The following is a 12,272-nucleotide window of genomic DNA, read 5'->3' on the forward strand; positions in this document are numbered from 1 at the left end:
AAGACTTTTCAATGCAAGTAAAAAGCCACCATAATGGTGGCTTGAATGTTTATTCAATACTTTTAAGTACTTTACCGTCTTTAGCAACTACTTTAATACGGTCATTATCTTTTAAAAGCCCGATATCATCGAGTGGATTACCATCTACTAAAATAAAGTCTGCAAGATATCCTTCTTTAACAAGACCAAGATTTTCAATTTCCATACACTCTGCTGCATTTTTTGTCGAAATAACAATTGCATCCATTGGTGTCGCTCCTGCATCAACCATCAGTTCAAGCTCTCTTAAGTTAGTTCCATGCTTGAAGACACCAGCATCGGTACCCATTGCAATTTTAACACCTGCATCGTATGCTTTTTTGAAACTTTCTTTGTGAGCGTCCATGACCTCTTTAGATTTTTTAAGGCCAACTTCAGAAATACCAAGTTCATCTGCAAACTCAATTACTGATACAGGCGCGAGTAAAGTCGGTACTAAATATGTCCCTTTTTCCTTCATCTTTTCAATGACTTCATCGTCTAAATAGATACCGTGTTCAATGGAATGAATTCCCGCTTCAACACAATTTTTTATACCCTCTAAACCTTGAGCATGGGCCATGACCTTAACACCATTTCTAAACTGTGCTTCTTCAACGATGACCTTTAATTCTTCTAATGAATATTGAGTGAATTTCGGATGATCTGTTGGGCTAGAAACACCGCCTGTTGCCATTACTTTAATCACATCAGCACCTGCACGTAACATTTCACGTGTTTTCTTACGCACTTCTTCAACACCGTCAGCAATAGCATCTGGCATACCTTCATAAGGGTGAACAATGCCTAAATCAATCCCTGAGTAATTCAGTCCATCTCCATGACCACCAGTGATTGATAATCCGTTTATAGATACTTGCATTCTAGGTCCACGAACAAGGCCATCATTGATTGCTTGTTTAAAGCCTAAAGAGCTTCCTAGTGCATCTCTAACTGTTGTGACACCTGCATCTATTGTGCGTTCTGCATAGCGAATTGCTTCGTAAAAGTTATACGAAAATGGTGTTGCTACACGTTCTGCAAGAGGTTTAAACTCAGTAGATAAATGCACATGCGTATCAATCATTCCTGGTAACATGTATTTGCCTTGACCATCGATAACTTCTCCGCTTGATACATCCGCATCACTTGCAATTTTAGTAAACTTACCATCTTCTATAACGACACTCACATTTTTTTGAACATCTTCACCTGAACCATCAATTAGATTAACATTTTTAATAACAATTTTACTCATATAAAATTCTCCTTTTTATAACATTCCCATAACGACCGAAGCAATAACTACTGAAGCAACAGTAACAGTAACAAAACCACCGATTAACATCGGCGTTACCAACTCAGAAAATACTCTCGATTGGTCGACTGGATTGTCTGTTGTACTTCTAGATACTTCCTCACAAATTAAGTAATCTCCTGGAAAACCAACTAAGGCAGTAAGCGCTACTGGCATACCTTTAAATGGATGCCAACCGACTGCTTTTGATGCGATAAAGCCACCCAAGGCAAGACCGCCAACGCCAGTAACTAAGATCAATAAAACTGCTGGTATATTGTTTAAGACATCTCCTGGCGTAATGCCTCCCATAGTTCCAATGATAACAAAGATTAAAGCGACCATCATAAAGCTAAATGAATTCGACTTTTCAAGTACACCTTGTGGGAACAGTCTGCTATTAAGCATTAAGATACCAAATAAGAGACAGTATAGAGTGTAGTGTACTCCAGTCCATTCACTAAGTACTGTTGCAATGGCAGCAAGAACAAAGACTGTAAATAATAGAATAATGTTGTTCTTCAATAAAGAAAATCGAACTGGTTTTTCATCTGCTTCAAAAGCCTCTTTATCTTCAACACTTGCAGTAGTGTTTTTAACGAAATATTGTGCATATCGTTTTAAGAAGAAAGAAATTAACGGCATTCCAATAGGTGTTTGGAAAGCAGCAATTAATACAGGTACGACAATAATTGCTGTTAAACCGAGCTCTGTTAATTTCTCAGTCGTAATTAAAAGTGCAACGACTCCACCTGAGATTGGCCCAACTCCTGAAGCTGCTGTTTCAAAATCAAAAACCAGAGGGACTATTGTTAAGACAAGTATTAAAGCACCTAGCAAACCACTTATAGAGATTACCACAGCTCGCCACTGTTTTTTTAAGGTGCTTAAGGGCATCAAAGTCCCCATATGTATAATAAGTGGTCCAATTAAGATTGCACCTAAAGCAGGTAAAGTTGAAAGTTCCAAAATGTTTTCTGGAAACACACCTGTCCAAGTTAAAACTAAAAATCCTATCATAGCGGTCATCAACATTGGAATACGGGCTCTAGAATAAATCGAAATGACTTCCCCGAGCGCAATCAATGCAAATAAGAAGACCGTTGCAATAATCGGTTGTTCAATCATATTGTAACCTCCCAAAAATGTATCGTATTGTTTGAATTATACGATAATTCAAACTACATGCAATATGAACACGTTTCCAATGTGTGGATTTACTCTTTTAAGTATAAAAAAACACCTGACAAGGGAGGTTGTCAGGTGTCACAATCATTCTCCAGGCTCAAAAGCCGGAGTGAACTGGTCATGCTCACTTTCTTCCATCAACACATCATATACTTCTTGTGATGTTAGGGCTTTTTTAGCTGCCTGCATTTTTTTGCTATTTGCCTTCCCTTCTCTGGTGACCAACTGGAAGGCAAATCGTTTCTCGTCTTTATCTTCTAATAAGACTGCGTCTTTAGGATAAAGACCAACTTTTTCGATAAAATTCGGATGCTCAAATACTAACTCCACACCGTCTTCATAGGCTGCTGTTAAGTTGAAAAGATCAACATGTGTAAAGCTTAAATTATGAGGGTTTTCTACAATATCATCCACACTTGCTTCAATACCAATACCATCCTCTAAAGTAATTAGTCCGGCTCCATTTAATATGTGTAAAGCACGCGCTTCATTAGGTGGATCACTCGGAATAGCAACTTCGGCACCGTCTTCAACTTCATCGATAGAGTCATAGACTGGTGAATAGAAGCCTACATTGGAAATATAAGCAGGTTGTATAGCGACGAGATCCGCACCCGCTTCTTCATTAAAGCCTTCCATATATAATTCATGCTGAGCTAAACTCCCATCAACTTCATCATTAAAAGTCGCTTCATTATATTGAATATTATCGTTCACTTCTAAAAGTTCCATTGTGTACGGTTCTTCAATGACTTCAGCAGCAGCTTCTACCATATCTGTTAAAGGTTCTGACTGAGAAGCGATAATGATATGCGTATCTTCTTCATTAGTAGAAGTTTTTTCATCATTACATGCACTTAAGAAAAGTACAGCTGATAGTGCGACAAATATTATTTTCTTCACTCTGTATCACCTACCTCAAAAGCAGGTTCTAAGTGTGCTTTATCTTTTAAATCACTTAAATATTCATAGACTTCTTCTGAAGTAAACGCCTTATTTAAAGCTTTCATTTTCTCTGTGTCGACATTTTCAGAACGCGTAACAAGTCGAAGTGCAAAAGTACTGTCATCCTCATCCTCTAAAAGCACTGCATCTTTCGGCGTTAAACCGAGCGGTTCAATGTAAGTAGGATAGTTAAAGACTAAGGGAATCTCATCTTCATATGACGCACTTAAGTTCAGTAAATCAACATGAGTAAACTCTAAATTCTTAGGATTATCTACGATATCATCAACTGTTGCTTCAAAGGTCACACCTTCTTTTAAACTGATTAAATCATGATCGTCTAGTATCATCAGCGCTCTCGCTTCGTTCGTTGGATCACTTGGAATCGCCACTTCATCACCATCTTGTACTTGATCAATATCATCATAAATTGGTGAGTAGAAACCTACGATTGCATTATAAATTTCAGACATCGCGACTAAATCGGCATCATTTTCCTTATTAAACTGTTCCATAAATGGTTCATGCTGAGCAAAGTTAGCATCAGCTTCATCATTAAAGACCGCTTCATTATATTGAATGTTATCAGTAACCTCCATCAGTTCTACTGTGTAAGGTTCTTCAATTACTTCATCAGCCAACTCAACAATATCAGTCATAGGCGGTGTCTGTGCAGCGACCACTATATGTGTATCTTCAGTTGAACTTTCTCCAGAATTGCTACATGCACTAAGTAAAAATAAGCTAGCTAAAACAAACCACTTTTTCATGTTATCCCCTATCTTTTATCTAATTTTTTAGCAAGTTTAAAACCAAACCACTGAGCAACTTGTACAAAAATAATAATAATGACTATAGCTGTGTACATAATGTCAGTTTCATAGCGTTGATAGCCATAGCGGATGGCGAAATCCCCAATACCGCCTCCACCGACAACTCCCATAATTGTCGAGTAGGAAATGAAACTGACAAAAGCTGTAGTAAAACCAATAATTAAAGAACTTCTCGCTTCAACAAATAAGAATTTAAATACTAACTGTGGGATAGATGCTCCCATCGCTTTAGCAGTCTCTATTACACCTTTTGGAACATCGAGTAGAGATTGCTGGACGAATCTGGAGTACAAGGCGATAGCAATGACCATTAGTGGAAATGAGGCGGCTATCGGATCCCCCGTTGCTCTTCCATATATTTCTCTGATCAATGGTTGCATAGCAATAACGAGTAATAAAAATGGAAACGAACGGATAATATTAACCAGTGCATTCGTTATAAAATATAAGTATTTATTTTCTAATTCTTGTCCTTTATCTGTCAAAAACAGAAGCGTCCCAACAGGTAAGCCAAGTATGATTGCTGCCACCATGGCAAAAGCCATCATTATACCTGTTTCATTTATGCTATCTATGAATTTAGGTAAGTAAGAAACAACATTGTCTATGTATACGATAAAACCATCAATCATGTTTCAAACACCTCTTTAATTCGATCATAGTAGGATAATTTTGAAACGACAGACTCTTGCTTTTTCACTTTTATAGTATTCATTACTTTTCCAGCTTCTAAAACCAAAGTTCTGTCAGCTAATTTTTTAATGACTTCTAACTCATGAGTCACAATTACTATCGTCATGCCGTACACTTCGTGCGCATTCTTTAACACTTCTACAATCTCGTCCGTTGTTCGTTCATCTAAAGCACTCGTTGGTTCATCGCAGAGTAAAATATCAGGATTGGTGATTAATGCTCTTGCAATACCCACTCTTTGTTTTTGACCACCTGATAATTCTCTTGGATAAGACTGTCTTTTTTGACTTAAACCGGTAAAGCTTAGCACTTCCTCAATATCGAGTGGTGATTCATAGCGATGTAATTTCAAAGGCAATAGTATGTTCTCTTCGACAGTAATATTATTTAACAAATTGAACTGTTGAAAAATCATGCTAATATTTTTTCTGAACTCTCTCATAGCTTTTCCTTTAAGTGCTGTTACATCTTTGTTCGCTACTGTTACAGTGCCTGTATCCACTGTTTCTAAACCATTAATTAACCGTAATAAGGTGGATTTCCCAGAGCCACTTTCGCCAATAATGCCAAACTTCTCATTTCTTTTTATTTCTAATGAAACATCGTCTAAAGCCAATACTTTCCCATGCTCACTAGAAAATTCCTTAGTCACCCCACTCAGCTGAATCATAATTCTCCCCCGTAAAATTAAACTATTAACTGCTATAATTAAAAGGTAAACAGAAACAACCTGTTATAGTCTGTTTAAACAAAATTGTAAACAATACTATATCAGATGTAAAGGAGAATTTTTTTGAAAGCAGCTATGCCCTATTTAATATTTAATGGTGATGCCTTTGACGCTCTAGAATACTACAAGGAAATATTTCTAGATTTCGATATTTTACAGATGACGAACTACGACTCATCAAACAAGATTCAACAAGCTGTCATTCGTATGAGTAACTTACACTTAATTATTGGGGATTCAGAATTACCTGAACCGTCTCAAAACAGTCCAGAAACATCCATCTATATTGAATGCGATGATTTAAATGAGATTGAAATGCTCTATAGAAAGTTGAAGAGAAAGGGAGTCATTCATGTTCCTTTAGATGATTATGAAATAAGTAAGAGATATGCGTGGATCCAAGATAAGTTCGGGGTGTACTGGCAGTTGAATTTAAGTTAAAAATAAAAAAAGCCATTCCTCTCTCTTCAGGAATGGCATAATTTATATATTTATAATTTTTTAGAAAGTAAGTGCACTAATCAATTTGTTTAAGAATGGACGTTTATGTTTCTTCTCTGATTTATTGATTGCTAAAATTGAATTATTATACGCAACTTCTTTGTACTCTTGTAGGCGAACTTCAGCTGAAAATCTGTCAGTAGTAATCACTATTTGTTTCCTCCTTTTCATTATAAATTTCATTAGAGTATTTTTCTGTACCTCTTTGTGTAACTAAATAATACCATGTATACCAAGGTTTTTCAAAGATTATGTGACGTATTGCTCAAAGTAAATATATTAACAATTGTTAGTTAATTCAATTTCACGAACAATAAAGTAAATTATTATTTCACTACCTTGCTACCTACTTGCTAAGTATGCTCATTTTTGAATATTAATACTGGATGTTATCGTTTTCATACATTTTCATTTTTGTGTAGCGCTTTCATATTAGTGTAAATAAAAAAAGAAGAAGTGAAATAATTCACTCCTTCTCTTATTTCTTTACACTTTTCATGATAGCTACATTAAGCACATGAGGTACTTTATGTTTTTTAGTTTCATCTATTTCACCTAGAAGTTCAGCCACTTCTTCTAATGCTTTATCTTTTCTTTTCTTTTTAAATCTGACTAGCCAAGATGAGGTACCTAAACGAGCAATCCATTCTTGATCTGTAAATTTCACCTTATATTCTTTGTTAAAGAATTCTTTTAAGATAAGCTTTTCATGTCTCCAATCACTGAACCATTCAACTGGAAAACCATTAATCAACTGAACAGAATCGTCTTTTGAACCTGCTGGATGAAGTTCCTCGTGTTTAGAATGCTTTTGAATAATTTTCATTGAGTCTTTCATCATCTTACTTGCGACTCTAAATCCAATATCTGCAACGATGAGAAGTCCACCTGGTTTTAATATTCTACTAAGTTCTTTAGTCGCCTCATCACTATCAAACCAATGCCAAGATCTCATTACAAATACAATATCGTAAGTATCAGATGCTAGCCCTGTTTTTTCTGCAGAGCCCTGACTATAACTGATTCGGTCATTACTACCTATCACTTCCTGAGCTAATTTTACAAACTCTTCTTCAGGTTCTACTGCATCTACAATAGCGCCTTGGTCACTTAAGACTTTGGATAAAAACCCTGGTCCAGCTCCAATATCTGCCACTTTAGCTCCTGTTAATTCTACGCCTCGACTCTTTAATTCCTCTATGAACAAATCAGGAATGTCATTTCTATGCTCAGTATATTCTTTAGCATAATCATGAAAACTAGTCTTCATAACAAGCATTCTCCTCCTAAATAATTGACTACTATATATTATCAAGGTATTTCACTCACATGTCCACTACCAGATTTGTTAAAATTCATAGATGAGACCATTTAAGGAGGTATTTTATGACACGTTTATTAATGTCTTTATTGTTTATGACAATCGCCGTTTTTGGATTACATTGGATAATTGAAACTTTCTTACCCTCTATCCCTTCAACTTACGCTCTACCTATTAGTGTTTTATTAGGTATAGTTCTCGGTTATTTTATTTATGTACAAATAGATAATAGAATCGGTTAATTTTTAGTGAAATTTTATTTAAATTAGAGTATAATGTAGAGATTGATTTTTAAGTTAATGGAGGAAAATCTATGCCTGAAACAAATCAGCAGAAGCCAGATTATCGTTTGATATTTATCTTACTATCTGGTGCATTCATCTCTTTTCTATCCAACACATTTTTAAATGTTGCACTACCTGCAATTAAAAATGATTTTGGTGTCTCTACGTCCGCCGTGCAATGGGTTTCCACTGCTTATATGCTCGTCTCTGGTATTATCATACCGACCACCGCTTATTTAATGCAGAAGTTTAGTGCACGTGCACTATTTTTAGCCGCCATGTTCCTCTTCTTAATCGGAACGACAGTCTCTGGTTTTTCACCAATGTTTGGAGTGCTTATTGTCGGCCGCATGATCCAAGCTTCTGGTTCTGCTATGCTCATGCCACTGTTAATGAACATTATGATCTCTAGCTTCCCACCTAAACAACGCGGTACAGCCATGGGTCTTTTCAGTTTAGTAATGTTCTTCGCCCCAGCTATTGGTCCAACCTTATCTGGTATTATCGTTCAAAATTTTTCTTGGCACGTTCTATTCTTTATGATGATTCCATTCCTTATCCTTGTTTTAGCAGTTGGTTTTTGGAAACTTCCTGAGATCAAACAAACGAAAGAAGCACATATTGATTTAATTTCAATAATCCTATCTACTATCGGTTTTGGTGGTGTCCTGTTTGGTCTATCATCATCTGGAGAAAAAGGATTAGCTGATTCCACTGTCTTAATACCATTATTAGTAGGAATTGCCTCTATTACTTTATATGTAATGAGACAAATGAAGTTAGAACATCCTATGCTTGATTTTAGAGTCTATAAGTATCCGATGTACACAATTGCTTCTATCATTATTGGTGCTGCTAATATGGCACTATTTGCTGGAATGATTTTAATTCCTATCTTCATGCAAGACATCCAAGGCTTAGATCCTTTAGATACAGGTTTACTCATGTTACCCGGTGCTTTAATCATGGGCTTCATGAGTCCAGTTTCAGGTAAATTGTTTGATATTTATGGTCCTAAAATAATGGCTGTTCTCGGTCTGACGATTGCAGTTGTAACGACCTTTTTCTTAAGTAGACTAACAATTGACACACCATTTACTTACCTACTCACCGTTTACATGGTCCGTTCTTTAGGTATGACTTTAGTTAATACTCCAGTCATGACAAATGGTATGAACGCTTTACCAGCTCACTTAACACCTCATGGTTCTTCCTTAAACAGTATGTTAAACCAAGTGAGTGGTTCAATCGGTATTGCTCTATTAATCACCGTCATGCAGACTTATACAAATATTCAAGTCAGTCAGATGGATAATCCAACTGAAGCAATGATTAATGATGCAACACTTGGGGGCATCAACCTCGCCTTCCTAGTGGGTACTGGCTTTTTAGGTGTCGCTCTGATTTCATCACTCTTTTTAAAACAAGTAGCAAGCGACGATGTCATTGGCCAATCAATTGATAAGGCAAGACCGATTGATGATAACGTTAAAAGACTTGATCCTGAAGAAAAATAAAAGCATTGAAGTCCTAAAATGGACTTCAATGCTTTTTAGTTTGCACTTAATTCAATAATTTTAATAATCGTTCTTGTTGATTTTTCCATATCATCTATAGAAGCAAATTCAAATTTACCATGGAAGTTTTCCCCGCCTGTAAAGAGGTTAGGAGTTGGCAGCCCTTTGTAGGATAGTTGAGAGCCATCTGTTCCACCACGAATTGGTTCAATCACAGGTTCTATATTTAAGGCTTTCATCGCTTTTTCTGCAAGTTCTACTGGAGTCATATCTTTTTCAATTATTTCTTTCATATTGTAATACTGATCATTGAGTTCTAATTCGATTTTTGCTTCTGGATATTGATCTACAAAATTCTCCACGACTTTGGTAACTTGTTCTTTTCTTATCTTGAAGTTATCTTTATCGAAGTCTCTAATAATCATATTGAACTGCGCGAACTCTACGTCCCCTTCTAAATTCAGGACATGATTAAAGCCTTCATAGTTCTCTGTATGCTCAGGTGTATCTTGTTTGTCAAAGCTAGCGACTATTTCTGCAGCAATTCGAACTGCGTTCACCATCTTATTTTTAGCAGTTCCAGGATGCACACTATTACCTGTAACTTTTACTCTAACACCTGCTGCATTAAAACTTTCATACTGTAACTCTCCAAGTGGTCCTCCGTCAACCGTGTAAGCAAAATCTGCCTTAAATTTCTCCACATCAAAATGATGCGGTCCACGACCAATTTCTTCATCTGGTGTAAAAGCCACTCTAATATCCCCATGCTGAATTTCAGGATGTTTGATTAGGTATTCCATAGCCGTCATTATTTCTGCGACCCCTGCTTTGTTGTCCGCTCCTAAAAGTGTCGTACCATCTGCCGTCATCAACGTATGTCCCTGATAATTTTTTAAATTTGGAAATTGCTTATCTGATAAAACAATATTTAAACTTTCGTTTAAAACTAAGTCTTCACCTTGATATTCAAATAATTGTGGAGAAACATTTGTCCCTGTAAAATCCGTTGCAGTGTCGACGTGAGCAAGAAATCCAATTGTTTTAAGACCTTCAGTATTTTTAGCTAAACTCGCAAATAAATATCCTTTTTCATCTAGCTCAACATCAGTCATACCAATTGCTTTTAATTCTGCTTCTAACTCTTTTAGTAAATCCCATTGCTTATCAGTAGATGGTACGCTAGTACTATCTACATCCGATTGGGTATCGATTTTAACGTATCTTGATAATCTTTCTATTAATGATTCTTTCATGTTCAATCCTCCACTTTAAATTTTCTAATATTATCATAACCATAAAATGACTCTGGAAGTTCAACACCGTCTATGGAAATCGTTTCCTTACCGACAAGGTGCCCCCCTAGATGTTTATAAAAACCAACAGTTGGATTATCCGTTAAAACTGCAACAATCATTTTTTCATAGCCTCTATCTACAAGGTTTGTCACTACAGCTTCAAAAAGTAATCTCCCTACCCCTTGCCCATGGACGTGTTGATATGAATAAATAGCATATAGTTCTCCGTCATAGTCAGGATAAGTATCCTTATCTCTGTTTTCGCCACCTATAGCAAAGCCAACAATCTGATTATCAATTTCAGCGACATACATCGGTTGATTGGAAGCTGCTTGTTGCCATATTTTTTGACGTTTTTTTACATCAAGGCTTTCTAAATAAGATGTTGGCACAATACCTTGATAGGTTGTTTTCCAACTTTCGACTTGTACTTTTGCGATTCCTAAAGCATCTTCTGGACGAGCTAAACGAATTTCCATGCACAACACCTCTTATAATAGATCAGTCTTCAAGCGGTTCTCTCTTTCTTTTCGCTTTAAGGCTAAAGTAACGAGTTGATCCAATAAATCTGCATAAGGAATTCCGGATACTTCTAATAATTTAGGATACATTGATATACTAGTGAATCCTGGTAGAGTATTGACTTCGTTAACGATAATTTTACCTGACTGCTCTAAAAATACATCTACTCTCGCCATACCTTCACAATCTAATGTTCTAAATGTTTTTTTTGCAATATCTTGAATCCTTTTTTGTACCTCATCATCTAGGTTTGCTGGAATATTCAAAACAGCACCGTCATCGTCTAAATACTTGGAGTCATAAGAATAAAATTCTGTATTAGAAACAATCTCTCCAGGCACTGAGACAAATAACTCTTCATCTCCTAAGACTGATACTTCGATTTCTCTGCCGTCTATTCCTTTTTCAATCATCACTTTAGAATCAAAATTAAAGGCAAGTTCTAAGGCTTGATAAAATTCACTTTCGTTGGTGACTTTAGAAACCCCTACAGATGAGCCTTGATTGACCGGTTTGATGAACATTGGTAAACCTAATTTAGTCTCTACATCTTTATAATTCACTTGATCTTGTTCAAAGTAATTAACCATTATCCCTGCAGCTGTTTCTATACCATTCTCTTGTAATAGACGTTTAGTCATGTCTTTATCCATGCAGACTGCAGAACTCCTAACACTACAACCCGCAAACGGAATATTAGCTAATTCTAAGAGTCCTTGGATAGTGCCGTCTTCTCCTGCAGTACCATGCAAAATAGGTAGTACAGCGTCGATTTCTAAGACTTTGTTATCTACTGTCAAACCACTTGCTGGTGAGACTAATATTTCTCGTCCTTTAGTTTGGTCTATAATTTTTACTTCTTTCTTATCATTAGCTAATAGCCATTGACCGTCTTTTGTAATGTAGATCAGTTCCAGTTCATACTTATCTTTTCTAAGGGCATCAAACACACTACTAGCTGAACGTATAGACACCTCATGTTCAGTCGATTTGCCCCCATAAATAATTCCTAATTTAATTTTTGACATAACAGTTCCCCAAATCTTTCAGACTTTTAAAAATAAATGTATTTCAATTTTACACCAATAATATGTATAAGTTAATGATTTGGTCGGATTATTAATT

14 protein-coding genes are annotated in these 12,272 nt (G+C 36.1%); 3 read left to right on the top strand and 11 right to left on the bottom strand.

All coding sequences use genetic code 11. The annotated features are described in order from the left end of the window. Positions 1 to 49 precede the first annotated feature (49 nt). From JEOSCH030_RS04415 to JEOSCH030_RS04440, 6 genes are all read right to left on the bottom strand, one after another. Positions 50 to 1,276 (bottom strand): metal-dependent hydrolase family protein, encoded by a 1,227-nt coding sequence (locus JEOSCH030_RS04415; protein ID WP_185125412.1) that lies wholly within the window; start codon positions 1,274 to 1,276, stop codon positions 50 to 52. A 15-nt stretch (positions 1,277 to 1,291) separates the two neighbouring features. Beyond that, complete coding sequence (locus JEOSCH030_RS04420) at positions 1,292 to 2,443, bottom strand: hypothetical protein (protein ID WP_185125413.1); 1,152 nt, start codon at positions 2,441 to 2,443, stop codon at positions 1,292 to 1,294. Positions 2,444 to 2,587: 144 nt separating this feature from the next. Then, positions 2,588 to 3,406 (bottom strand): MetQ/NlpA family ABC transporter substrate-binding protein, encoded by an 819-nt coding sequence (locus JEOSCH030_RS04425; RefSeq protein WP_185125414.1) that lies wholly within the window; start codon positions 3,404 to 3,406, stop codon positions 2,588 to 2,590. Continuing rightward, positions 3,403 to 4,218 (bottom strand): MetQ/NlpA family ABC transporter substrate-binding protein, encoded by an 816-nt coding sequence (locus JEOSCH030_RS04430; RefSeq protein ID WP_185125415.1) that lies wholly within the window; start codon positions 4,216 to 4,218, stop codon positions 3,403 to 3,405. Before JEOSCH030_RS04430 ends, JEOSCH030_RS04425 begins: the two co-directional genes overlap by 4 nt. A gap of 8 nt (positions 4,219 to 4,226) precedes the next feature. Further along, positions 4,227 to 4,913, bottom strand: a complete 687-nt coding sequence (locus JEOSCH030_RS04435) for a methionine ABC transporter permease (RefSeq protein ID WP_185125416.1) — start codon at positions 4,911 to 4,913, stop codon at positions 4,227 to 4,229. Then, positions 4,910 to 5,644: a methionine ABC transporter ATP-binding protein gene (locus JEOSCH030_RS04440; RefSeq protein ID WP_185125417.1), complete on the bottom strand. Its 735-nt coding sequence runs from the start codon at positions 5,642 to 5,644 to the stop codon at positions 4,910 to 4,912. The genes JEOSCH030_RS04435 and JEOSCH030_RS04440 overlap by 4 nt, the downstream gene beginning before the upstream one ends. A 123-nt stretch (positions 5,645 to 5,767) precedes the next feature. Here JEOSCH030_RS04440 and JEOSCH030_RS04445 point away from each other — a divergent pair, with 123 nt between their 5' ends. Beyond that, complete coding sequence (locus tag JEOSCH030_RS04445; protein WP_185125418.1) at positions 5,768 to 6,145, top strand: VOC family protein; 378 nt, start codon at positions 5,768 to 5,770, stop codon at positions 6,143 to 6,145. Between the two features lie 60 nt (positions 6,146 to 6,205). On the opposite strand, the gene JEOSCH030_RS04450 is transcribed toward JEOSCH030_RS04445, so the two are convergent. Both JEOSCH030_RS04450 and JEOSCH030_RS04455 read right to left on the bottom strand, forming a co-directional pair. Further along, on the bottom strand, positions 6,206 to 6,355 hold the full coding sequence (locus tag JEOSCH030_RS04450; RefSeq protein WP_185125419.1) for a hypothetical protein: 150 nt from the start codon (positions 6,353 to 6,355) through the stop codon (positions 6,206 to 6,208). Between the two features lie 328 nt (positions 6,356 to 6,683). Beyond that, a complete protein-coding gene (locus tag JEOSCH030_RS04455) occupies positions 6,684 to 7,475 on the bottom strand; it encodes a class I SAM-dependent methyltransferase (protein WP_185125420.1) in 792 nt (263 codons plus the stop codon). Positions 7,476 to 7,591: 116 nt separating this feature from the next. Between JEOSCH030_RS04455 and JEOSCH030_RS04460 the strand changes: the two genes are divergently transcribed. Both JEOSCH030_RS04460 and JEOSCH030_RS04465 read left to right on the top strand, forming a co-directional pair. After that, positions 7,592 to 7,768, top strand: a complete 177-nt coding sequence (locus tag JEOSCH030_RS04460) for a hypothetical protein (protein WP_185125421.1) — start codon at positions 7,592 to 7,594, stop codon at positions 7,766 to 7,768. Positions 7,769 to 7,839: 71 nt separating this feature from the next. Next, positions 7,840 to 9,327 carry a DHA2 family efflux MFS transporter permease subunit gene (locus JEOSCH030_RS04465; RefSeq protein ID WP_185125422.1) on the top strand — a complete coding sequence of 496 codons (1,488 nt, stop codon included), beginning with the start codon at positions 7,840 to 7,842 and terminating at the stop codon, positions 9,325 to 9,327. A gap of 35 nt (positions 9,328 to 9,362) precedes the next feature. Here JEOSCH030_RS04465 and pepT read toward each other — a convergent pair whose 3' ends face one another. Genes pepT through JEOSCH030_RS04480 form a run of 3 tightly spaced genes read right to left on the bottom strand, consistent with a single transcriptional unit; the run spans position 9,363 to position 12,175 of the window. After that, positions 9,363 to 10,583: a peptidase T gene (pepT, locus tag JEOSCH030_RS04470; protein WP_185125423.1), complete on the bottom strand. Its 1,221-nt coding sequence runs from the start codon at positions 10,581 to 10,583 to the stop codon at positions 9,363 to 9,365. 2 nt (positions 10,584 to 10,585) lie between these two features. Then, on the bottom strand, positions 10,586 to 11,104 hold the full coding sequence (locus JEOSCH030_RS04475; protein ID WP_185125424.1) for a GNAT family N-acetyltransferase: 519 nt from the start codon (positions 11,102 to 11,104) through the stop codon (positions 10,586 to 10,588). 12 nt (positions 11,105 to 11,116) lie between these two features. Beyond that, the gene (locus tag JEOSCH030_RS04480; RefSeq protein ID WP_185125425.1) at positions 11,117 to 12,175 is read right to left on the bottom strand and encodes a D-alanine--D-alanine ligase family protein; all 1,059 of its coding nucleotides are present in this window, start codon (positions 12,173 to 12,175) and stop codon (positions 11,117 to 11,119) included. Positions 12,176 to 12,272 lie beyond the last annotated feature (97 nt).

The organism is Jeotgalicoccus meleagridis (assembly GCF_903994045.1).
Classification (GTDB): Bacteria; Bacillota; Bacilli; order Staphylococcales; family Salinicoccaceae; genus Jeotgalicoccus; species Jeotgalicoccus meleagridis.